We start from the raw sequence: 22,768 nt of genomic DNA, 5'->3' as shown, positions 1-22,768 counted from the left end.
CTTGCTGGACAAGCCAGATGATTAGATCCTTTTGGTTTTGAAAGCAGAAGTTTCGAGTTTCTGAAGCCACAGGATGTGTATAAATAAGCCGTGTTCCCTGGGGAACCGGCTTATTTATATATGGCGTTTTTTTCATTCATATAATGCATACAACCGAATTCGTTAGCCGGAGGTAATGGAACGATGAGTGTACCTTCCCATTCAGATCAACCGGTTCAGCCGGAAAAGGGACCACAAGCGGATAAACATACCATGCGTTTGCAAATCTGGGAGACACCACTCAAGCGACACGGCAGCAGCGTGCTCGAAGCTTTTGCATGGGAAGAAGTCATGTGCAGACGGGTCGGGGCAGGGCATCTGCCTGTTGCGCATATATGGCGACATCCAGATGCCTTTGTAGCGGGTTTGCGTGACCGCAGGCTGCCACAGGCTGTAGAATCGATGGAACGGATAAGAAGCCGGGGTACAGCGGTCTGTGTTCGGCCTTCTGGTGGAGCGGCGGTTCCTCTAAATCCAGGGATCGTCAATGTGTCACTGATTCTGCCTAATCCCGGGCATGCCATTAATATTCATGATGATTTCCGGGAGATGGCTTCGATTATTGCCGAGTCGCTAGCGCCGTGGTCGAATCAGGTGCAGACAGGCGAAGTGCAGGGTGCTTTTTGCCCGGGGGATTATGATGTCAGTGTAGGTGGGCTGAAATTCTGTGGTATTGCCCAGCGCAGGCAAGCCAAGGCGTATATCATTACTGCTTTTATCATCGTGGAAGGCCAGGGAGATCAATTGGCAGCAGACGTACGTAAATTCTATCAGCACGCAGCGGGTGGGGCGAGTGAAGGATATCCTGATGTTCAGCCGGGCACGATGGCCAGTCTGAAAGAATTGGCAGGTGTGCCTTCTGCGGCGGCATATACTGCCTCATTGGTTCGGACACTGCGCGATCGCTATCCCAAGGCGGAAACAAGCCGCGTGTTAAACGTCGGCATTGAAGAGGTGCGATTGACAGCTGAGCAGATGAAACTGCGCTATGATTAAGTTCTTTTTACTTGGACTTGGAATTGGGTAATAGAGATGATATGATGTGATTTCGGAAGGAGAGTGTTAGGATGGAAACGTTGAGATATACGTACTTATATGAGGTTGTATCTACAGGCGAAAAGTCTGAGTTCAGCCAAATGGCAACAAGCAAGGAAGAGGCTGCTGCACTAATCGTTGCGCGTATTGCCGATCTGGAGTTTACAGATGAAGCTGATATCAAGTTGGGCGATCTGATCGCCATTAGCAAACAGGTTGGCGACAACTATGTGGCGTGCGAGGGCTGTGCTTCTTAAGTGAGCACTTTGCAATAGGAAGTCTCTCAAAATACAAGCAAGTCTCTTTTGCAGGAGACTTGCTTTTTTGTATGAAATTTAGAAGAGATATCTTTCAGTCATTCGCCTGAAGGATATCTCTTTTTTACATACATTCTTATCCCGATCTCAGTAAGGTGGCCACAACAACTTGCGTGCCGTTTCGTAACGTTCGGCCACAGCCGGCCAGTAGACGACATTCCACCAGTCCTCGATATACTTTTTACGTTCGTTCTGATGCTTCAGATAGTAGGCGTGTTCCCAGACATCCAGGGGCAGGAGTGGAACGATGTCGGACTGGGACAGGTTCTGGTGTTTCTCTGCCTGCAAAATCTCCAGACGGTGTGCTCGCGGACTCCAGACAAGCATCGCCCAGCCACTGCCTTCTACTTTGTTCGCGGCTTCCGTGAATTGGTTCTTGAATGCTTCGTAGCTGCCGAAATCCCGTTTGATCTGCTCAGCGAGCATGCCGGAAGGTTTGCCGCCGCCAGCAGGATTCATAATCGTCCAGAAGATCGTATGCAGGTAGTGGCCTGCCCCATTGAAGGCTAGTTCACGTTCCCAGTGCTTGATGAGTTCAAAGTTATTCTTTTTCCGCGACTCAGCCAGCTTCTTCTCCGCTACATTCAGTCCATCCACGTAGGATTGATGGTGTTTATCGTGATGGATACGCATCGTCAGCTCATCAATATGCGGCTCCAGCGCATTGTACGCATAGGGAAGTGGTGGCAGTGTGTGCCCACCAATGGGAACTGGCTTTTCTTTTACTGGAGGTGAGGTAGAGACAGGCTGGCTCGCAGCACTTCCGCTGGGTGAAGGCTGAACTGCTGCGGATTGGATCTGAGCTGAAGCAGCAGGTGCATTTACATTCCCCTCTGGAGAAGTTGGAGCCTCTGAAGCTTGGCGATGGACACTTCCCGGTCCTGAGGCATGCAACGCATTTTCCAGCAAAAGTGACGGCTCGGAATCCGTTTCTCGCAAGATGCCAGGTTGACCGAGTGTATCCAGTACACCCAGAAAATACTCCGATTCGCGGATAACATGCAAAATGAGTGCTTTGGCAAGCGGAACAGCATGAACAGCAGCGCTTTGCTCCAGAAGAACATATAGCTGTTTGATGAACTCCCTGGATTGCTGGCGGGCAGCCGATACGAGTTGATCAACACAACCAATCATGTAGGGCGCGGGTGGATGGGTTCCCGGTAATAGTTGCTTTAATAGCTGATTCGCTACTCTCTCACTGTGCTCAAAAGTAGCCTCCCATTCCTCCAGGAGCTTAACGTATGGGGGCTCCAGTTCAGGGACCAGTGCACGAATGACTAGCGTATGTTCTTTCTCCTGCTCTTTCCAGAAACGCATTTCCTCCAATGTCCGCAGAGGCAGCAGGTGACCATATCCATACCAGTTCATATCTGGTGGACCTCCTTCAGATGAATTCCATTGCATGCTCATACCGTCGCTTAATGCGTCCCAAGAGTATATTCCGCTGGCCTGTTGTCCTATGTACACAAAAAAAGAGCCCCGAAGGGCTCAAGGATCAACGAGAAACTCAATTGTTAAAATACGGTCATTCTCCATTATTCGTGTTCTGCACATCGTCACTGCTTGTCTTCGTAACATGACTCAGGAACGTAGAGACACGGCGAAGATATTCCTTCGGGTGTTCCCGGAAAATAAGTTCATGATGCGCGTCCTGGACAATCCATTCATCCGAGTACGGATTGGTTTGGTTGGCGGCGAGTTGCTCTGCAATCGGGTAAGGTGCCTTCTCGTCCTCCGTACCGTGGATAAAGAAGATCGGAAACGGATAGTCCTCTTTTTTAACTTCCTGATACGGAATCTGCTGTAATCCGGTTCCATTCAGAACGGGGAACAACAGTTTCATAATCTCCAGTGTCGGTTGACGCGGGAGGTCAATCTGGTTGTGAATGTTGTGGTACAGCGTATCCGGCTCAAGCAGGAACGCACTGTCCAGAATCATCGCATCGACTTCCTTCGTAATAAGTCCGGTTTGTAACGCTGTACCGGCACCCATCGAGAAGCCCCAGACAACCAATTCCTGCGCACCACGCTGCTTGGCAAACTGGATTGCACCGAGCAACTGCTGTGACTCAGCTTTGCCACCTGTGGCTACAGCTTTGTTTACTTGGGAGGCAAAACCGTAATCGAACATCACCACGTTGAACCCGAGTTGATGGGCATAGTGGGCCAGATCGTACATAGGTACCCATGTTTCTTCGCGGTTGGCACCATACCCGTGACTGAAGATGATCGTTTTGCTCGCAGTGTTGTCAGCAGGGATATACCATCCCTGCATCGTCCGGCTGCCATCTGCTGCCGGAAATGTGATGTCTTCGTACTTCATGTTCTTGGCCTGCATCGGATTCGAGAAGACAGGCGCTACTGTTGGATTGGATAATACCCATGCGATATAACCATGCAGTGCAATAAAACAAAACAGCAGGAAAAATACAACGGAGAGCAGCAACGCTACGATAATATGTTTGAATCGAATCAGCCTCGGTGATAACGAAGAGGGCAGATCGGATACTTTTGTTTGCAGCGGGGCTTCGCTCTGGGATGTTGGATACATGAATGCCCCTCCTTTGAAGTTCAGTTGAAGATAACAACGACATGAAAAGAGAATTACGTCTATTTCAGAACCTGCTTCAGAGCGATATCTTAAAGTAATATATCTTTATCGTATGTTCCAATATAGTCAAAGTCAATTGATTGAGGGCATTTGTTACGCAATTGTTATATAGTTCTTAAGATATATGGGTAACATTCCCTTAGCGAGTAAATTACAGGGGATTTAGTCTTATAAAAAGGAAAAATTTATAACTTGGCCTATTCAGATCTTGACTCTTTTTGGTTTACAGATGAGACCGTTTCTCATATAATTTATGTAACCAAGTTTCATGTGATGAAACATGAGGAGGGCATCATGCCATGGAAGATCGTAAGTTAACCGTCCGGGCTGTAGAACGGGCGCTGGATATATTATTATGTTTTACCACGCGCAGTGATCTGGGACTCACCGAAATTGCCAGTCAGATTGGTTTGCACAAAAGTACAGTGCATCGCCTGATGGCTACGCTGGAGGATCGAGGCTTTGTCATCCGGGATGCGGCAACGGAGAAGTACCGACTTGGCATACGAATCTGGGAGCTATCAGCCCATATGTCACGCAGTGATGATCCGGCGATTTTGCTGCTGCCTGCAATGGAGCGGCTGAGAGACCGGTTGGGAGAGACCGTAAGTCTGTACCTGCGTGATGGCAGTGAACGGATTCGGATTCAGGCTGTACAAAGTGATCAGGCCATTCGCCGTGTTGCCCCCGTCGGCGTTAGACTCCCGCTATCTGTCGGGGCTTCCAGCAAAGTCTTGATGGCGTTTGCGACGGACGAGGACCGTGAAGAACTGATGAATGGGCCTGAATGGCCGGTATTTATCGATCCAGCGGTGTATTTGGCGCAGATGGGAGACATCCGGGATAACGGATATGCGACGAGTTACGAGGAACGTGAGCCGGGAGCTGCGGCGGTATCGGTGCCGATTATGGATCGTAGAGGCAATATTGCAGCTGCGCTCTCGGTCTCAGGTCCTGTCAGCCGACTTTCGCAGGAGACTTTGCACGAATACGCACCTGTGCTAAAGGAAGCGGCTACGCAGATGGGGCTCATGTTATCCTGATGTTGATGTAAGGTCTGTCACCAATCAAGTTAGTAATCTGGAATATAAAGGTTGTTTTTATGTTCCGGTTGCGCTACTCTGTAATGGACGGCCCAACGGGGCCAGCTTCATTGAATATGAACAGCGGCTTGTGTAAGCCGCAACTTGTTAACGTTACTGGGGGAGTCCGAACTGTCCGGACTGAGACGGAATCGCATGAGATTCCGGACCCTTTGCACCTGATCTGGATCATACCAGCGTAGGGAAGTAATCGGCGATATGACCACAGCCACCACATGATGTGAACCTTGCAGTGCTCCGTTAAGGAGCTGATTGAAGGTGCATTATTGGTGATGGACATCAAAGTCGGTTCCTTCGGGGACCGGCTTTTTTATATACAGGGAACAGGCGATAGCGCGAACTCCATGGGCCTCTTTTTCAATAACCTGCGAAAGTGGGCTTGGATAAGGAGAGAAAATTGCGTAGATCCATGATCTGCGGCAGTCTTCGGTCTGTTTTGAACTGTACATGATGATGTCTCCTCTGGTCTGGCGTAGGATCGCTCTTTCTTCTCTGCATTGCGCATGATTTGGGACAGGTACGTAAGCGAGCTATGCCAACCCAAAACCAAGCGAACGAACAATGAGGAGGAGACAAGCGACATGAGTACAGGAAATCAAACGGGACAACAAGCAATGGAACAGGAACATACGGGTCAGCAGGTGGAAAAGAAAACAGAGGCGGCCGGACGGGTTCAACCCTTTCCGGGCAGCCGCAAAGTCTACATTCAGGGCTCACGGCCGGACATTGCTGTTCCTGAACGTGAAATAGCCCTTCATGACACGAATACTCCCCAAGGGGTGGAGCATAACGAACCGCTGCGTGTCTACGATACGAGCGGCCCCATGACTGATCCCGGATTTCATGCCGATATCCGTGCAGGTCTACCAGCCCTGCGTACCCGCTGGATCACAGAGCGTGGCGATGTCGAGGCTTACCAAGGCCGTACAGTAAAACCCGAGGATAACGGACTAAAGCCCGGAGGGAAGAGAGCTGGAGCCGAAGAGTACCCTGGATTGCGTGGTAAACCGCTGCGAGCACAGTCCGGACGCTGTGTGACTCAGATGCATTATGCGAGGCAGGGAGTCATTACGGCAGAGATGGAGTTTGCCGCCATTCGTGAAGGCGTGGAGCCGGAATTCGTGCGCCAGGAGCTGGCGAGTGGAAGAGCCATCCTGCCGTCTAACATCAATCACCCGGAGAGTGAGCCGATGTTGATCGGTCGTCATTTTCATGTGAAGATCAATGCCAACATTGGCAACTCTGCTGTATCTTCTTCCATCGAGGAAGAGGTCGAGAAGATGACCTGGGCGGTACGCTGGGGATCGGATACCGTAATGGATCTGTCCACAGGCAAAGACATTCATACCACCCGGGAATGGATTATCCGCAATTCACCTGTGCCAATCGGTACAGTGCCGCTGTATCAGGCGTTGGAGAAGGTGAATGGCGAAGCGGAAGCGCTGACCTGGGAGTTATACCGTGACACGCTAATTGAGCAGGCAGAGCAGGGCGTGGACTACTTTACGATTCATGCAGGTGTACTGCTGCGTTATATCCCGATGACGGCCAAGCGGATGACAGGCATCGTGTCTCGTGGTGGGTCCATTATGGCAGCATGGTGCCTTGCGCATCATCAGGAGAATTTTTTGTACACCCATTTTGAAGAAATCTGCGAGATTATGAAAAGGTATGATGTTGCGTTCTCGCTGGGAGATGGACTTCGTCCAGGCAGTATCTACGATGCCAACGATGAAGCTCAGATGGCGGAACTCGCGACGCTTGGAGAACTGACACAGATCGCGTGGAAGCACGACGTGCAGGTGATGATTGAAGGCCCGGGTCACGTGCCGATGCACAAGATCAAGGAGAATGTGGACTTGCAGATGGAGATCTGTCAGGAAGCACCGTTCTATACGCTGGGGCCGCTGACGACCGATATTGCCCCGGGATACGATCACATTACGTCTGCCATTGGGGCGGCCATGATTGGCTGGTTCGGCACATCCATGCTCTGTTACGTTACGCCAAAAGAACATCTGGGCTTGCCTAATAAGGATGATGTACGAGAAGGGGTTATTGCCTACAAGATTGCAGCCCATGCAGCTGATCTGGCAAAAGGCCATCCACGTGCTCAGCGTCGGGATGACGCATTGTCCAAAGCGCGGTTCGAGTTCCGCTGGCGGGACCAGTTCAACCTGTCGCTGGACCCGGAACGTGCGCTTTCGTACCATGATGAGACGCTGCCAGCCGAAGGGGCCAAGGAAGCTCATTTCTGCTCCATGTGCGGACCGAAGTTCTGTAGCATGCGCATTACGCAGGACATCCGTGCCTTTGCCGCGGACAAAGGATTGTCCGAGAATGAGGCTGTAGCAGCGGGTATGCAAGAAAAGGCAGAGGAATATCGGACACGCTCCTAGGCGCTAGTACAGCGTAAACTGGGCAGTCTGTAATAGAGATAAAGCCGTTCTTCTCTGTTATTGCAGAGAAGAACGGCTTTCTTTAGGAATATGGCTGGTATATATTCTGCACGTACTCAGCCTTTATCAGAATCAGCTTTGCGACGGTTCGTGGTCCATATCTTATACGAATTCCTGCGATAACGAATTAAAGAGCATCACTGAATTTTGGTGCTCCTCCGTATGTGCTAGTTCATTGACGAGCTAACCCCAAATTCTTTTCCAAATACGTCGCAAGCAATGCCAATGGGCTATGGATCTCAATGCCTGTGTCTGTTGCGACCTGTGCGGCTGCAGGAGCCATGGAGAGCTGGGCTGCAATTACGCTTTTACCAGGATACTGCTCAGCAATCTGCTGTAATCCTTCACGTACTGCTTCGAGATATCCTTGCTTATCTCCGCGCATGATCATCTCGAATGTCCCCGGGATGCACACCGCTTCCGTCTGAGCTGTCTGGGAAACGTGTAGCTGCCCACTTCCATCCTCTTGCTGTAACGCCTGATTCACCCGTGCCATCGTTCCTTCAATGGTTGCGGGGTTGGTGAAAACGATGATGTATTCTCCGGATACTCGCCGCATCTCCTGCAATAGCGGATCATCTATGCCGATCACACGCACAGGGACCTGTTTGGCTTCCTGCTCTAGTACTGTCGCAAAGAGGGTACACGTGACCATAATGGCATCTGCATGACACTCAGCGATCCAGTGGAGCGTCTGGGCTACTTTCTCGTGGATAATTACATCGTTAAAGTCAGCGTCATGTTTAAGACGATCCAGTCCTGGATCCACGTAATGGACCAATTCAACTTCATAAGGAGCAAGCGTCTCTTCAATTAAGGCGATGTTAGAATAGTGGGCGTGAAAACAACCAATGGTGATCATAGGCTAAGTCCCCTTTTACAATTCGTATATGTCATGGATCTTGAAGATATTTAAACTATTATAAAAATATGACTGAGAACTGTACAGTTGTTTGTTACCCAACGCCAATAACCGCCCTTCCGCTAAGCTGCGGAAAGACGGTTGATAACCGGACTCGAATAGGGTCCGTTGTCAATTTTATCGAAGGGAAGGAGACGTATTCTTCTTCGCCATTTTTTGCTGCAGAATTTCATGAAAGGATAGACCTTGAGTGTTCTCATTCTCCTTTTTAGGAGCAGTGGTCGCCGTGTTGCGCGGATATTGGTGGTGGTACGGGATCATTTGCTGAATAGGCATGCGGATCATCTTGGTTCCTCCTTTAATGCATTTTTTTAAATTATGTATTTCGACTGGTTATGTTGCCGGGTGCGCATATAGGTACATATGACTTGTTAGACGAAATAGATGACTTTAGAATGTAAATCCAATTGGATTGTAGTGATTTTACCCGGTTTTAAGGAGATGTAAACGGTTTTAGGGAAATTCAGGAGTAAAGAACCGGATATGACAGGTTTGATATGGGAGGATCGAATCGGTTGTTATGTGAATAGTCCCAATTCTAAGGAAGTCAATGGTACCGACATATGAGGCATATTATCTGGTTAAATGATGCAAAGCATGCTAACTAACTTGGTACCATGGTCGGGTTGTTTGGGTGGTTATGTAGTTCCGGATATAACAAAAAACTGCCGAGCAAACTCGGCAGCTGATGTGATATGGAGAAGGATGCGAACTACTTTTGATTCTGACTGAGATGTATATCGTACTACGCTTATCTATTTTGACGAACAGCGATGTATATATCGACTTGTACACTTTCGGGATTCAAGCTGCGTTCATCATACAACTCGAAATCTCCTGTGAATGTCCTGTCGCTTTGTTTGTCCCATGCCCACACGGCTCCCCATGCTTCGCCGACAACCTCTGCCATGGGTCCTTTTCTGGAAGTGAATACCGCGTAAGTCGCAGGAGGGAGCAGAATGTCATCCAATCCTTCAGGTAAGGATTCATCGGAGCTGACCTCATGCCCCACCAGTATGGTGTATTCTCCGGTTATGCCATCGTTGTAATCCGCGTAACAGCCATAGCGGGCAGTTTCGGGTGCAGGGAGGTGCTCGGAGGCAAAATAATTGTTCCAGAGTCCTTGAATACAGCCTTTGCCACTAATTTCAATGGCATTGGTTGTACGGGCGGATATGCCAGCAAGACGTTTGCCTGGGAGCGTGACATAACGAACAGGCTGGGTTGAGAACGAATGATCTGTTGTTACCTGACCAGGATTAGCAGAAGCAGTAGAGTTTTCCGCAAGAGATTCAGCATGTTGATCCGTTGTATTCGTGCGCCAACGTTTCAAAAAAGGAAGCTGGTTACGCAGCATCGAACGAGCGGATTCCTCGTCCATGCCCTCCTCCTTCAGAATGGCAGTGCACATCTCCGTCATGCCTTCCAGTGAAATACCAGGCTGTTCGAACGTGCCTTCCTTGTAACAATAGATACAGTATTCACGAGTCGTGCTTCCATCTGCTTCGGTGCCAAATTGAGCAGGGGTTGTCAGCGGCATTCCGCAGCTTTGACATACAGTGACGTTCATTATTAATTCCTCCTTGGATATGTACAGATTGAATATATCTGAAGTATACGGGGAGGAACTGGACAGCTGTCTGTCAGGTTTGAGTCGGGGGGATATAATTTTGTACAATTTGCTCCGCGATACGGCAGATCTCGTCTCGAATATGCTGAGGTTCCAATACTTCAACGTCCGCGCCGAAGCCCAGAATGAACCCGTATAACCAGGCATCCTCGGGGAAAGCAACCTGGCAGATGTAATACCCATTCCCATCAGGGATGACGTTCTCAATCCCGAACCATTCTTCCGCTAGATGACGGACGCGAGCATGGAATTTCAAGGTTAACCCAGCCTGATTGCCCGGACGGGTCCATTCCTGCTGCCAGGGTCTGTCCTGTGGGTTAATAATTTTACGCTCGAAGTGCTCGTTAGCAAGCGTGACATCCTGCATACGTACAAGTTTGAACATGCGAAATTGATTTCGCTCGTGGCAAAAGGCATATAGGTACCAGGAATGCTTCTTGAGTACGATGGTATGAGGGTCGGCAGTTCGGTGGGTCTGTGTACCCTCGGCACTACAGTATGTGAAGGTAATGGGCCTTAGCTGGTCCATGCCCTGTTCGATAAGTTGAAGCTTAAGTTGCAGTGCTTCGGGGTGAGACCAGGTTGAATAATCGACGATAAAACGATTGGTATTGGCCTGAAAATCATCATTCTTGCTTTCCGGCACGATGCTGCTGAGTTTTTCCACCAGAAGCTCACGCGCCGCATTGGCATGGGAAGTGGATACACTGCGCAGTGCAGTGACGATGGAAGCGAGGTCCTTGTCTGTTAATACGTTTCGATCCAGACGGTAACCCTCTGCCAGACCAATCCCGCCGCTTGCGCCCTGATACGTCACCACAGGGATACCTGCTTGACCCAATGTATCGATGTCTCGGTAGATGGTCCGAATCGATACTTCGAACATATCTGCCAAGTCTTTGGCCTGAACTCGTCCACGATTGATGAGTAGTACCACAATAGCTAACAATCGCTCCAGTTTCATATCTATGGATTCCTTTCATTGGTTTATCTGTTGGATTCAAATATGTTATATTGTTGAGCATCACACATAGGAGTGGAATAAGCAATGAAGCGAATTACGATTCTGATCGCAGACGATGAAGTTGAGATCGCTGATCTGGTTGCTTTACATTTACAAAAAGAAGGATATCACACCATCAAGGCCTTTGACGGGAAGGCGGCGGTACAAGCCGTTCAGACCCAAGCGATAGATTTGGCGATTTTGGACATCATGATGCCCGGCATGGACGGATACGAAGTAACCCGCAAAATTCGGGAGCAGCATCATCTGCCGATCATTTTCCTGAGCGCCAAAACGTCGGACATGGACAAAATTACGGGACTTGTGATGGGTGCGGATGATTACATGACCAAGCCGTTCAATCCGATGGAGCTTGTTGCCCGGGTGAATTCCCAGTTGCGTCGTTCCCTGCAATTCAGCCAGTCTGCGCCTGTGCAGCGCACCATTCTGGAGAAGGGCGGACTCGTCATCATGCCAGATCAACATCGCGTTACACTCTACGGCAAACCAGTGGAACTAACACCGAAGGAATTCGACATTCTGTATCTGCTCGCGAGCCATCCCAAACAGGTGTTCAGTGCGGAGAGCATCTTTGAACAGGTGTGGGGGGAAGCGTATTATGAGAGTGGGAACACCGTGATGGTCCACATTCGCACCCTCCGCAAAAAGCTGGGGGAAGATATGAACAAGAACAAGTTTATCAAAACCATTTGGGGTGTGGGGTACACGTTTAATGACTAAACGAAGAAGTTTTCGCACGACCATGATTATGTTGTTAGGGTTAAGCATGCTTGCCTCTGGCGCAATCACTTATGGGATTTACAAGCTTTTACAAGCCTATTATTCGGGAGTCCGTGCTGAAGACCAGCTCGCTGAATATCGTCATTTTATGAAAAGTATCGGAGATATCTATTTCTTCCTGATTTTATTTATCCCGCTCGCCATACTGTTTTTCTTCTGGTTTACCAAGCCCTACGCGACGTATTTCAAGGACATTTCTACAGGGATCAGACATTTGGCCAATGGAGACTTTCAGCATCGTGTGCAGATCTCCTCGAAGGACGAGTTAGGTACGATTGCGGAGGATGTGAACCTGGCAAGTGAGAAGTTAAGGGAGGCGGTGGAACGAGGGGATTTTGCTGAAAATAGTAAGGACCAGCTTGTTGTCAATCTGGCGCATGACCTGCGAACCCCGCTGACGTCTGTGCTTGGATATTTGGATCTGCTCATGAAGGATGATCAGCTGACGGAGGAGCAGGTTCGGCACTTTACGTCGATTGCATTCACTAAGTCACAGCGTTTGGAGAAGCTGATTGATGATTTGTTCGAAATTACCCGCATGAATTATGGCATGCTGCCTATAAACAAGACACCGCTGGATCTTAGTGAACTGCTAAAACAGATGAACGAAGAACTCTATCCTGTATTCGAAAAGAACCATCTGACCACCCGGTTAAAAATAGACACTGAACTTACCATCTCCGGTGATGGTGAGTTGCTGGCTCGTGTGTTCGAGAATCTGCTGATTAACGCTGCACGGCACGGCAAGGATGGCATGTACGTGGATATTAACGGATATCGCGATGCAGAACAAGTTATCATTCAGGTGATTAACTATGGTGGACATATTCGTCCGGAGGAGCTGCCGCATATCTTCGATATGTATTACACCGGAGATCGTGCCAGGACCCCTCAGGAGGGTGGCACAGGCCTCGGCTTATTTATCGCACGCAATATAGTGGAACAGCATGACGGTACGATTTCGGCCCAAAGTGATGTGGTACGGACGCAATTCGAAGTTCGGTTACCTGTATTTCATTGAGGTCTGACAGCAAATTTAAGAAAAACTTTAGAATTGCCCTGCTTTTTCTTTAACTAGTTTTCTCTATCCTTGATGTATGAGGCAAAAGGAGGAACAAGCATGAAAAAGTGGGGCTTTTTGATATGCATGATTTTGATCGGATATATCGTTACGCAATCACCGGGATGGCTTCAGCAGAAGGATGAATTGCCCATTGAGATTCAGAATACGCGTGAAAATCCCGCAGGTTATACTGTATCCGTCACCGGAAACATTCAGGATCAGGTACATAAGGGCAACTTGTTACTGGTTAATAAGCAATACCCGGTTCACGCGGAAGGGGTCAAATCCGATATTGTATATGTGGCGCATGAGGATGATCTGCTTCGTGGATATGGAATACAGGATCAGAAAATCATGTTATCACGGCAGGTGGCGCAGGAGTTTCGGAAAATGGTTGAAGCAGCAAGTGAAGAGGGAGTACGATATTTCCTCATCAGTAGTGGTTACAGGGACTTTGCGAAGCAGGACGAGCTTTATCGGGAAAAGGGTTCAGACTACGCACTTCCTGCGGGTCACAGTGAGCATAATCTGGGGTTATCCCTGGATGTCGGTTCCACATTGGCTGCCATGAATGAAGCTCCCGAGGGGGCCTGGCTGGAGAAGAATGCATGGAGGTACGGATTCATTCTACGTTACCCGAAGGATAAGGTGAGCATTACGGGTATTCAGTATGAACCATGGCATTTTCGATATGTGGGGTTGCCACATAGTGCTGTCATGCATAAGAACAATCTGGTGCTGGAGGAGTACCTTGATTTGCTAAAAGAGAAAGAGAACATTACTGTGGAAGTAGAGGGTGAGGCGTATCATATCCGCTATTATCGGGCCACTCAAGATACAACCGTTTACATACCTGAACAAGGCCAAACTGAAATATCGGGTGATAACATGGATGGCGTCATCGTCACCGTTAAGAAATAACAGGGCACACCAGGGAGGAAGAGCAACATGAAGCACAACAACCAGAAGAAAACCAAACATTACATCCTTTGGATTGCCGTGTTAATTGTCTACGTATACCTACTTACCAAGCTGATTCTGTTCAAAGGAAGTCCCGTCGACTTTGACATCGTGAAAGTTCGACTTATGGAATTTTTGCAACAACCGGATCTGATCCATACGAGAACCGTCAACCTGACACCATTTCTGGAAATCTCGCGAGACTGGAACAGCCTGTCGTTACATCGTCCAGGCACCGCAATCCATCTGGTAGGGAATGTGCTGGCTTTTATCCCACTGGGCATCTTCATTCCTGTGCTGACGGGTAACAAGTTATTCTCTGGAGTAAAGGTACTCTTGCTGTCTCTGCTGCTCAGTATGGGCTATGAAGTGACACAGTTGTTGACGGGTATGGGCATATTTGATGTGGATGATCTGATGCTCAATACGCTCGGCGGCTTGATTGGATATATTATTCTCACCATGGCTATCGGCCTGAAAAAGGTGTTGGTGGGAGGAGAATCCCGTGTGACGACGAAGAAGTTGAATTCTAAGGAAAGTCATGTGTAAGGAGGGGAACAACTTGATTATCATGGCTGTACTGTTTATTAGCGCAGGGCTGATGTTTCTCGTGTATCGACACAGCGTAAAGGATGCTTCGGAGAAACAGATTACGGAGCGAGTGATCACGTCGAGATGGGTCGGGGGCTCGCTAATTGCGATGTCATGTTTGTTTCTGATCATGGGTACAATTCAACTGTTGGATCAAGCATCACATCACATTGGGCATTAAAAGGCAGTTGACCTTGAAAATTGATTTTTAAACGTATCCCGATTATAAAAAGCAAAGCCAAAAAAGCTCCCCACCACGTGCTATTGCACGTAATGGGGAGCTTTTCTGTATAAATTTATCACATTAATGATTTAAATCATTAAGCTTTTTTCATCATTTGACGCAATACGGTTTGCAGGATACCGCCGTTATGGTAGTAATCCACGTCAACCATGCTGTCCAGACGAGCGATAACAGGGAAGTCGAACTGTGTACCGTCTTCACGAGTTACGGTAACTTTCAACTCTTGTCCTGGCTTCACATCATTGCTGAGGCCAGTAATATCATACGTTTCACGTCCGTTCAGGCCGAGGCTGGACCAGCCGTGACCTTCCTGGAATTGCAATGGCATTACGCCCATGCCGACCAGGTTACTGCGGTGAATCCGCTCGAAGCTTTCCGCGATAACGGCTTTGACGCCGAGCAGGAATGTTCCTTTTGCCGCCCAGTCACGGGAGCTTCCTGTACCATACTCTTTACCAGCGATAACGATCAGGTTCTGTCCTTCATCTTGATACTTCATGGAAGCATCGTAGATGGACATTTCCTCGTCCGTTGGCAGGTACTTCGTAATACCGCCCTCGGTGCCCGGAGCCACCTGGTTACGAATACGAATGTTGGCGAACGTACCACGCATCATTACTTCATGGTTACCACGGCGTGAACCGTAGGAGTTGAAGTCTTTACGCTCTACGCCATGCTCTTTCAAGTACAGTCCAGCCGGGCTGGATGCTGCAATATTACCTGCTGGCGAGATGTGGTCCGTTGTTACGGAATCCGCAAGCAATGCCATAACGCGTGCAGAACGGATATCAGCGATATCGTTCAACGTGTCGCCAAGCTCTTGGAAGAACGGAGGATTCTGAATGTACGTGGAGTTCGGATCCCACTCGTACAATTCGCCTTCCGGTACAGAAATCGCATTCCAACGCTCGTTGGCTGTAAATACGTTCTCGTACTTGTTGCGGAACATCTGAGCGTTCAGGGAACTTGCGATGGTATCCTTGATTTCCTCGGAGCTAGGCCAGAGGTCCTTCAGGAATACAGGCTCATTGTTCGTATCATAACCGATTGGATCGGTTTCAAAGTCAATATTCACAGTACCCGCAAGTGCATATGCAACAACGAGTGGTGGAGATGCCAGATAGTTGGCTTTAACCTGTGCATGCACACGGCCTTCGAAGTTACGGTTACCAGACAATACAGCCGCTACGGTCATATCGTTCTCAGCAATAGCTTCGCTCACTTCGTCCGGCAGTGGGCCGGAGTTACCGATACATGTTGCACAACCGTAGCCGGCAACGTTGAATCCGAGTTTGTCGAGGTACGTGATCAGACCTGCTTTTTCCAGGTACTCGGTAACCACAAGGGAACCTGGTGTCAGACTGCTTTTCACATATCCTGGTTTGGTCAGGCCGCGTTCAACTGCTTTTTTCGCCAGTAGTCCCGCTCCAACCATAACACTTGGATTCGAAGTGTTCGTACAACTTGTGATCGCCGCGATCACAACAGCGCCTGCCTTCAGTTCACTGTTGGAACCGTCCGGATGCTTCACAGGTACGGATTGTTCGATTTTCTCATCGCTCAGACCGTAGCCGCCTTTATCTACAGGTGTGCGGATGATGCTGTTGAAGCTTTCTTTCATTTGTGTCAGCTCGATGCGATCTTGTGGACGTTTTGGTCCGGCAAGACTTGGTACAACAGAGCCGAGATCCAGTTCAATCACATCTGTGAATTCAGGATCAACGGTGCTGGAAGTACGGAACATGCCTTGAGCTTTGTAATAAGCTTCAACCAATTCAACCTGCTCGTCAGGACGGCCAGTGTTACGCAGATAGTTCAACGTTTCACTATCAACAGGGAAGAAACCGATGGTAGCGCCATACTCTGGTGCCATGTTGGCTACTGTTGCACGGTCAGCCAGACCGATGTTGGCAAGACCTGGTCCGTAGAACTCAACGAATTTACCAACAACGCCTTTTTTACGAAGCAATTGGGTAACTGTCAGTGCCAGATCCGTTGCTGTTGCACCTTCACTCAGGCTGCCTGTCAGTTTGAAACCGATAACGTCCGGTGTTACAAAGTATAGCGGTTGGCCCAGCATACCTGCTTCGGCCTCGATTCCACCAACACCCCAACCAACAACGCCAAGTCCGTTGATCATGGTGGTGTGGGAGTCTGTACCTACGAGGGAGTCCGGGAATACAACGGTCTCGCCGTCAACGGTTTTTGTTGCTGCCACGGAAGCCAGATACTCCAGGTTAACCTGGTGAACGATCCCTGTGGATGGTGGAACTGCACGGAAGTTGTTGAATGCCGTTTGTGCCCAACGCAAGAAGCGGTAACGCTCTTCGTTACGCTCGAACTCGACCTTGATGTTGTAATCAAGTGCATCGTTGGTACCGAAAGCATCAACCATGACGGAGTGGTCGATAACGAGATCGACAGGTACGAGCGGGTTGATCTGTTTTGGATCGCCGCCTGCTTTTTTCACAGTATCACGCATTGCAGCGAGATCCACGACAACCGGTACACCGGTGAAATCCTGCAGAACGATACGTGCAGGGATGAATGGAATTTCCTTGTTATTGTCACGGCCATCTGCCCAGCCAGTCAGTTGTTTAACGTGTTCTTCGGTAATGGCACGTCCGTCGAATTGACGAATTGCTGCTTCAAGCAACACTTTAATGGAGAAAGGGAGCCTGGAAAGATCGCCGTGGCCGCCTTCCTGAAGAGCATCGAGACTGTAGTAGCGGTAAGACTTGCCTCCAACCTCAAGACTGCGAGCGGCGGAGAAATGATTCTTTGCTGACATACATGTACCTCCTTGGGATGTGTCGGTGAGATGAAGAAAACGTTCATTTAGGTGAGGAACAGGCCTTCATCGTTCCGTGTTCTCGTTTGTTAGTTTCATCAGGTGAAACGTAATTTCATAATCACAACTTTAGTTTTAAGTATACCGTTTTCACCTCTGTACGTAAAGGGCTTTTTGCCTGTTCAAGCAAGCTTTTGAACCAATGAAGGCGTTTTCGTGAAGTGAGAAGGAATAAGATATCGCATGTACCTGTATTTGCCGAATTCTGAGTCTTCATCCCGAGACACGTACATACAACCGAAGACCCTCTCATATGAATAGTAGGAGTTTATATACGCAATGAAATACTTCAGACAGAACTCATGCCAAAGGGGGACATAGGCTTGGAACGGGAATGGAAGAGTGCCTTATACACTTACGTGAACCAGTACAATCGCTGTGAGATCGACTACCGTCCACAGACCAGCGAACGGATTGTTACCGATCCTGACTTCGTGGTGGAACGGGGAGAGCGTATGGCAAGGCTGGACGAATGGTACCGTAAGCGGCGCGCCGTGCCTCTTCGCAGCGAGACCAGCGCCAAGCTTGTGCGCACGCTCATGGATGGACAGGAAGAAGCGGTGGTGGATGTACAATTGTACAGCAGGCTGTTCTACGAGAAGAGCGGGATCACCCATCGGGAGGATCGGATTGAGCGGGAGCGGTTAACCTTTCTGCGGCAGAGTGGTGGATGGATCATTGGACGGGTCGAGCGGGAAGTACCAGAGCGTCGCCCAGCTGGGGAAGGGCGTCCCTTTCAACAAGCCGATTTTGTACAGGCGATGAACCGGCCGCTGTTGAATCGGGAAGTTCTGGGTCAAGGCAGAAGCTCAAGGCAGCAGGCGTATCGTAGAGATCTGGCAGTTGCCTACGCAGATCGTTGGTGGAATGCAGGGAATCCGGCATATGAGGAATTTGATGTGGATTGCACCAATTACGTGTCCCAATGTCTCTTTGCAGGGGGCGCACCCATCCACTATACTGGTAGAAGAGAAGCTGGCTGGTGGTATAAGGGGTATGTGAACGGCTCCGAAATGTGGAGTTACAGCTGGGCGGTTTCCAATAGTCTGGAGCGTTACTTGTCAGGCAGCAGCTGGGGTCTGACTGCCACAGCAGTAGATCGTCCCGAGCAGCTGATGCTCGGAGATGTTATTCTTTACGATTGGGATGGAGACGGCAGGTTTCAGCACAGCACCGTTGTGACCGCATTTGATGCGGGCGGTATGCCGCTTGTTAACGCACATACGGTGAGCAGTCGTCACCGATATTGGGATTACCGGGATTCTTACGCTTGGACAGAGCGGACGGTATACCGGCTTTTTCATATTGCAGATGAGTTTTAATGACGAAAGATTTTCGGGATGCGGTGACGCAGACATCCAGTTCCGTGTAAAATAAGACCAGGTAACGCAAGCAGAATAACAAGGGTGCTGAGCATGCAAGGATGACAGCATCAGGCACAGATAATCGGAGGTTACGCATGAGTATGGATAAATTAAAAGTAGGCGTCGTGTACGGCGGTAAGTCAGGCGAGCATGAGGTGTCGCTGCAAACGGCGTTTGCTGTAACGAACGCATTTGATTATGAAAAGTATGAACTGGTTCCTTTTTATATCTCCAAGCAGGGTACGTGGAAAAAAGGACCTGTCATGCATGCGCCGTTCGCGCAGATTGAAGATTTGAAGCTGGAGCAATCGGCGGGTGGAACTCAAGATGCACTGAACGCACTGTTTGGCCGGTTGTATGGCGGAGCGGAAGCGCTGGACGTGATGTTCCCTCTGCTGCATGGTACGTTTGGTGAAGATGGCACCATTCAGGGCATGTTCGAGATGGCGGATATGCCATATGTAGGTGCAGGTGTACTCGCTTCAGCTGGCGGCATGGACAAAGTGGTCATGAAGAAGCTGTTCGCACAGGCTGGTATTGACCAATGTGCCTTTACGTATTTTAACGCGACACAATGGAAGCAGACAGAGCACGAAATGATCGTACAAGTCGAAGATCAACTGGGCTATCCTTGTTTTATCAAACCGGCTAATCTGGGCTCCAGCGTGGGCATCTCCAAAGCGCGTAACCGTGATGAGCTGAAAACAGCTGTCGAGTTCGCGCTTCGGTACGATACGAAGGTAGTCATCGAAGAATTCGTTGAAGCACGCGAGGTTGAGGTCAGCGTTCTCGGCAATGACGAGCCTATGGCTTCCGTTCCAGGGGAGATCGTATCGTCGGGTGAGTATTATGACTATGCAGCCAAGTATATTGATGGTCAGTCACAGATGTTGATTCCGGCACCACTTGACCCCGAAGCCGCAGATCGCATTCGCGAAGCCGCATTGCAGGCGTTCCGTGCGATCGAAGGTAACGGGATTTCACGTGCGGACTTCTTCATTCGGAAAAATGACGGTGCATTGCTTATTAATGAAGTCAACACCATGCCTGGTTTCACACCGTACAGCATGTATCCACTCTTGTGGCGCGAGACAGGTGTGTCGTATGCCGAGCTGCTGGATCGCATGATTGAGCTGGCACTGGAGCGTTATAACCGCAAGCAGGCACTGAATTACGAGAACGGCGTACAGGCGTAGCCTGAAACGACAAGATCAGGAGGGGTATGCATGGGATTTCAGACTGAATTCAATTCCGTATGCAAGTTCAAGAGTGAGCAGGAACTGTACGAACTGCTTGAATATGGTCGCGGCAAAATGGTAAAACAAGGCTTCCGGGTATTTCCTACCGGCCAGAAAGTCATTGCTTATACACCGGATAACGTGGCTGTAGCCATCGTGAAGATCGTGGTTTCCATTGCAGAGATCAACTTCCAAGGTCAAGAAGTAACCGAGGTAGAGATGCAGTTGATCCGCAAACTGACCGAGGAAGAATCACGCGTTCAGACCGCACTTGCGGATGAGATGTTCTTCGGAGAGCAAGCACAGGAATAGTTGCTCAGTGGGATTGTAGGGCGGATGGACTGATTTGCCAGAATACGATTATGGTCACTCTTTTAGGGTAAAACTTGGTTATATACAGTGACGGTACATCCTGACGGTTGAATACGCCGTGCAGGTTTTCCGCCCTAACAGAGAGGAAGAAATTCATGCTCGTACGTTTTGGTTATGTGGCAATGTCCGTGCTTGTTGAGAATGCCTCACCTTCCCGGACCATGACCATGTCCAGTTTTAACAAAATCGATGACAGGGAAGCGGCCATCCGCAAGCTCGAACGGATTGCAGCCGAGAACCTGCACAATACACTACGATTGCTCCGGCACAACAAGGGCAGCCATATTCATGTATATCGCTTCTCTTCCAAATTGATTCCACTGGCGACACATGAAGACTTGAATGACTGGGATCCATTCCCGGCACTGAAGCAGGACTTTGCGGCTATTGGTGATTTTGTGAAGGCAAATGATATGCGTGTATCCTTTCATCCGGATCATTTTACCGTACTTAGTACACCACGTGAGCAAGTTCTGCACAATTCGATTCGCGACCTTCGTCATCATGTTCGGATGCTGGATGCCATGGGTCTGAATGCCACTGCCAAGAACAATATACATATTGGTGGTGCATACGGGGACAAGCCTACGGCGGCGCTTCGTTTTGAAGAGAATTTTTTGAAGCTGGATCGGGACATTCAGGAGCGGCTGACACTCGAAAATGATGACAAAACGTTCAATGCGGCCGAGACACTTGCTGTATGCCAGCACGTGGGATTGCCCATGGTGCTGGATATTCATCACCAGTGGGTTAATAATGAGGGTGAACAGCCCTGGGATCTGTGGCCTGATATCCTGAAGACATGGGAGTCACCGCTCGCACAGGCAGATTCACCGGCTGATCAGCCATTGCCACCCAAAATTCATGTGTCCAGTCCGAAGAGCGAGAAGGATCTGCGAGGTCATGCCGATGGTGTAGAGGTAGAGCCTGTGCTCGATTTCTTGCGTCATATTGCAGCAGACACCCCGAGGCTCGACGTGATGATTGAGGCCAAACGTAAGGATGAGGCTCTTGTGCAACTGATGCAGAAGCTGGCATTCTATCACGAAGAGGGTGTGGAGTGGGTGGACGAGTCTACCATCATCATTCATCCGTAGTGTCAAAAGGGGCCTAGGCAACGAGAAACTTTACGACCTGTGAGGCGTATACTTTTAACAAGAATTTCAACTTTTCATAGATTGATATAGAAAGTAGAGTGAACGCTTTGAATGAGAAGGAAAAGCAACCTTATGTCGTGACAAGCAAAAGCTATACTGCCGTTGCCATTAATGCAGCTTCCAAGGCCGGTGAATGGATCAAGAGTCGTCTTGGAACGGTAAGTGAACTGGGAACCAAATATTCACCTCAGGATCTGGTCACCGAAGTGGATAAAGGAGCGGAGCAGATGATCCGCCGCCTGATTCTGACCCATTTTCCCAGCCATGCTATTCTGGGTGAAGAAGGCGTAGAACCTGGACCGGAAGCTTCAGCAAAAGCACTGAAAGAGGCAGAGGAGGAAGAGTTCCTCTGGATCGTTGATCCTGTGGATGGCACGACGAACTTTGTACACGGATTTCCGTTCTATTCGGTATCCATTGCTTTGGCCCATAAAGGTGAAGTCATTGTCGGCGTGATATACGACCCTTCCCGTGATGAGATGTTTGTTGCGGAAAAAGGTAAAGGAGCATACGTTCACGGAAACCGGATGGTTGTATCTGGTGAGCAGGAACTGAATCAGAGTCTGATTGCGGTTGGTTTCCCGGCAGATACGACCTATGCGTTACCGCTTAATATGGCCGCTGTGCAGGCTCTTGCTCCGCAAGTACGTAACTTGCGTGCAGGGGGATCTGCTGCCTTGCACCTGGCATATGTTGCTGCAGGGCGTCTCAGTGCCTATACCGAAATTGGATTGAAACCATGGGATATTGCGGCAGGCGCGCTGCTGGTGGAAGAATCCGGCGGCAAGATTACCGACACCATCGGAACGCCTTATCAATTGTCTGTAAGTCATCTTGTTGCCAGCAACGGCCACATCCATGATGCATTAACAGATGTGTTGAAGGAAGCGAAGGCTACTGGGCTGGAGTGAGTTTATTCAACTCATCCATGCTTTTAATTACTATTAATTGTACATTAACGGAGGGGACAGAAAGCATCTGAAGAAGCGGAGCGCTCGCCTTTATCAC

The 22,768-nt window shown here is 49.2% G+C and carries 22 protein-coding genes and 1 riboswitch; of the genes, 14 read left to right on the top strand and 8 right to left on the bottom strand.

The window, feature by feature from the left end; all coding sequences use genetic code 11:
- The first annotated feature begins 183 nt into the window (after positions 1-183).
- Positions 184-1,035, top strand: a complete 852-nt coding sequence (locus WFI24_RS29775; protein WP_336765495.1) for a lipoate--protein ligase family protein — start codon at positions 184-186, stop codon at positions 1,033-1,035.
- A 71-nt stretch (positions 1,036-1,106) separates the two neighbouring features.
- Positions 1,107-1,331, top strand: coding sequence for a hypothetical protein (locus WFI24_RS29770; RefSeq protein ID WP_091039003.1), 225 nt, complete (start codon positions 1,107-1,109; stop codon positions 1,329-1,331).
- Positions 1,332-1,478: 147 nt separating this feature from the next.
- On the opposite strand, the gene WFI24_RS29765 is transcribed toward WFI24_RS29770, so the two are convergent.
- Positions 1,479-2,759, bottom strand: a complete 1,281-nt coding sequence (locus tag WFI24_RS29765; protein WP_336765494.1) for a Fe-Mn family superoxide dismutase — start codon at positions 2,757-2,759, stop codon at positions 1,479-1,481.
- Positions 2,760-2,916: 157 nt separating this feature from the next.
- Positions 2,917-3,942 (bottom strand): alpha/beta hydrolase, encoded by a 1,026-nt coding sequence (locus tag WFI24_RS29760; RefSeq protein ID WP_145326464.1) that lies wholly within the window; start codon positions 3,940-3,942, stop codon positions 2,917-2,919.
- Positions 3,943-4,301: 359 nt separating this feature from the next.
- Between WFI24_RS29760 and WFI24_RS29755 the strand changes: the two genes are divergently transcribed.
- A complete protein-coding gene (locus tag WFI24_RS29755) occupies positions 4,302-5,045 on the top strand; it encodes an IclR family transcriptional regulator (RefSeq protein WP_076216717.1) in 744 nt (247 codons plus the stop codon).
- A gap of 148 nt (positions 5,046-5,193) precedes the next feature.
- Positions 5,194-5,307, top strand: a riboswitch (TPP riboswitch).
- 61 nt (positions 5,308-5,368) lie between these two features.
- Here the strand turns inward: WFI24_RS29755 and WFI24_RS29750 are convergent.
- Complete coding sequence (locus tag WFI24_RS29750; protein WP_336765493.1) at positions 5,369-5,554, bottom strand: hypothetical protein; 186 nt, start codon at positions 5,552-5,554, stop codon at positions 5,369-5,371.
- 165 nt (positions 5,555-5,719) lie between these two features.
- On the opposite strand from WFI24_RS29750, the gene thiC reads away from it, so the two are divergent.
- Positions 5,720-7,504 carry a phosphomethylpyrimidine synthase ThiC gene (gene thiC, locus WFI24_RS29745; protein WP_336765524.1) on the top strand — a complete coding sequence of 595 codons (1,785 nt, stop codon included), beginning with the start codon at positions 5,720-5,722 and terminating at the stop codon, positions 7,502-7,504.
- Between the two features lie 232 nt (positions 7,505-7,736).
- Here the strand turns inward: thiC and WFI24_RS29740 are convergent, their stop codons facing one another.
- The 4 genes from WFI24_RS29740 to WFI24_RS29725 form a co-directional block, all read right to left on the bottom strand.
- On the bottom strand, positions 7,737-8,426 hold the full coding sequence (locus tag WFI24_RS29740; RefSeq protein ID WP_336765492.1) for an aspartate/glutamate racemase family protein: 690 nt from the start codon (positions 8,424-8,426) through the stop codon (positions 7,737-7,739).
- A gap of 177 nt (positions 8,427-8,603) precedes the next feature.
- Complete coding sequence (locus tag WFI24_RS29735; RefSeq protein WP_155985120.1) at positions 8,604-8,771, bottom strand: hypothetical protein; 168 nt, start codon at positions 8,769-8,771, stop codon at positions 8,604-8,606.
- Positions 8,772-9,237: 466 nt separating this feature from the next.
- Entirely contained in the window at positions 9,238-10,056 is an 819-nt protein-coding gene (locus WFI24_RS29730) for a zinc ribbon domain-containing protein (protein ID WP_336765491.1), read from the bottom strand.
- A gap of 73 nt (positions 10,057-10,129) precedes the next feature.
- On the bottom strand, positions 10,130-11,080 hold the full coding sequence (locus tag WFI24_RS29725) for a helix-turn-helix transcriptional regulator (RefSeq protein ID WP_336765490.1): 951 nt from the start codon (positions 11,078-11,080) through the stop codon (positions 10,130-10,132).
- 84 nt (positions 11,081-11,164) lie between these two features.
- Here WFI24_RS29725 and WFI24_RS29720 point away from each other — a divergent pair, with 84 nt between their 5' ends.
- The 5 genes from WFI24_RS29720 (at position 11,165) to WFI24_RS29700 (ending at position 14,715) form a co-directional block, all read left to right on the top strand.
- Entirely contained in the window at positions 11,165-11,860 is a 696-nt protein-coding gene (locus tag WFI24_RS29720) for a response regulator transcription factor (RefSeq protein WP_145326460.1), read from the top strand.
- Positions 11,853-12,941 carry a HAMP domain-containing sensor histidine kinase gene (locus tag WFI24_RS29715; protein WP_336765489.1) on the top strand — a complete coding sequence of 363 codons (1,089 nt, stop codon included), beginning with the start codon at positions 11,853-11,855 and terminating at the stop codon, positions 12,939-12,941. The genes WFI24_RS29720 and WFI24_RS29715 overlap by 8 nt, the downstream gene beginning before the upstream one ends.
- A gap of 99 nt (positions 12,942-13,040) precedes the next feature.
- The gene (locus tag WFI24_RS29710; protein ID WP_336765488.1) at positions 13,041-13,904 is read left to right on the top strand and encodes a M15 family metallopeptidase; all 864 of its coding nucleotides are present in this window, start codon (positions 13,041-13,043) and stop codon (positions 13,902-13,904) included.
- Between the two features lie 27 nt (positions 13,905-13,931).
- Positions 13,932-14,492, top strand: a complete 561-nt coding sequence (locus WFI24_RS29705; protein ID WP_336765487.1) for a VanZ family protein — start codon at positions 13,932-13,934, stop codon at positions 14,490-14,492.
- Between the two features lie 13 nt (positions 14,493-14,505).
- On the top strand, positions 14,506-14,715 hold the full coding sequence (locus WFI24_RS29700; RefSeq protein WP_336765486.1) for a hypothetical protein: 210 nt from the start codon (positions 14,506-14,508) through the stop codon (positions 14,713-14,715).
- Positions 14,716-14,854: 139 nt separating this feature from the next.
- Here the strand turns inward: WFI24_RS29700 and acnA are convergent, their stop codons facing one another.
- On the bottom strand, positions 14,855-17,569 hold the full coding sequence (gene acnA, locus WFI24_RS29695; protein ID WP_336765485.1) for an aconitate hydratase AcnA: 2,715 nt from the start codon (positions 17,567-17,569) through the stop codon (positions 14,855-14,857).
- A 383-nt stretch (positions 17,570-17,952) separates the two neighbouring features.
- Here acnA and WFI24_RS29690 point away from each other — a divergent pair, with 383 nt between their 5' ends.
- From WFI24_RS29690 to WFI24_RS29670, 5 genes are all read left to right on the top strand, one after another.
- Positions 17,953-18,951, top strand: coding sequence for an amidase domain-containing protein (locus WFI24_RS29690; protein WP_440131318.1), 999 nt, complete (start codon positions 17,953-17,955; stop codon positions 18,949-18,951).
- Between the two features lie 137 nt (positions 18,952-19,088).
- Complete coding sequence (locus WFI24_RS29685) at positions 19,089-20,189, top strand: D-alanine--D-alanine ligase (RefSeq protein ID WP_036614110.1); 1,101 nt, start codon at positions 19,089-19,091, stop codon at positions 20,187-20,189.
- Between the two features lie 30 nt (positions 20,190-20,219).
- A complete protein-coding gene (locus WFI24_RS29680) occupies positions 20,220-20,543 on the top strand; it encodes a hypothetical protein (protein WP_336765484.1) in 324 nt (107 codons plus the stop codon).
- A gap of 155 nt (positions 20,544-20,698) precedes the next feature.
- A complete protein-coding gene (gene uvsE, locus WFI24_RS29675) occupies positions 20,699-21,700 on the top strand; it encodes a UV DNA damage repair endonuclease UvsE (protein ID WP_336765483.1) in 1,002 nt (333 codons plus the stop codon).
- 107 nt (positions 21,701-21,807) lie between these two features.
- Positions 21,808-22,671, top strand: a complete 864-nt coding sequence (locus WFI24_RS29670; RefSeq protein ID WP_440131317.1) for an inositol monophosphatase family protein — start codon at positions 21,808-21,810, stop codon at positions 22,669-22,671.
- Positions 22,672-22,768: the final 97 nt, after the last annotated feature.

Source organism: Paenibacillus sp. USHLN196 (assembly GCF_037144955.1).
GTDB lineage: Bacteria > Bacillota > Bacilli > Paenibacillales > Paenibacillaceae > Paenibacillus > Paenibacillus xylanexedens_C.
This window is presented reverse-complemented; position numbering and strand designations above follow the sequence as displayed.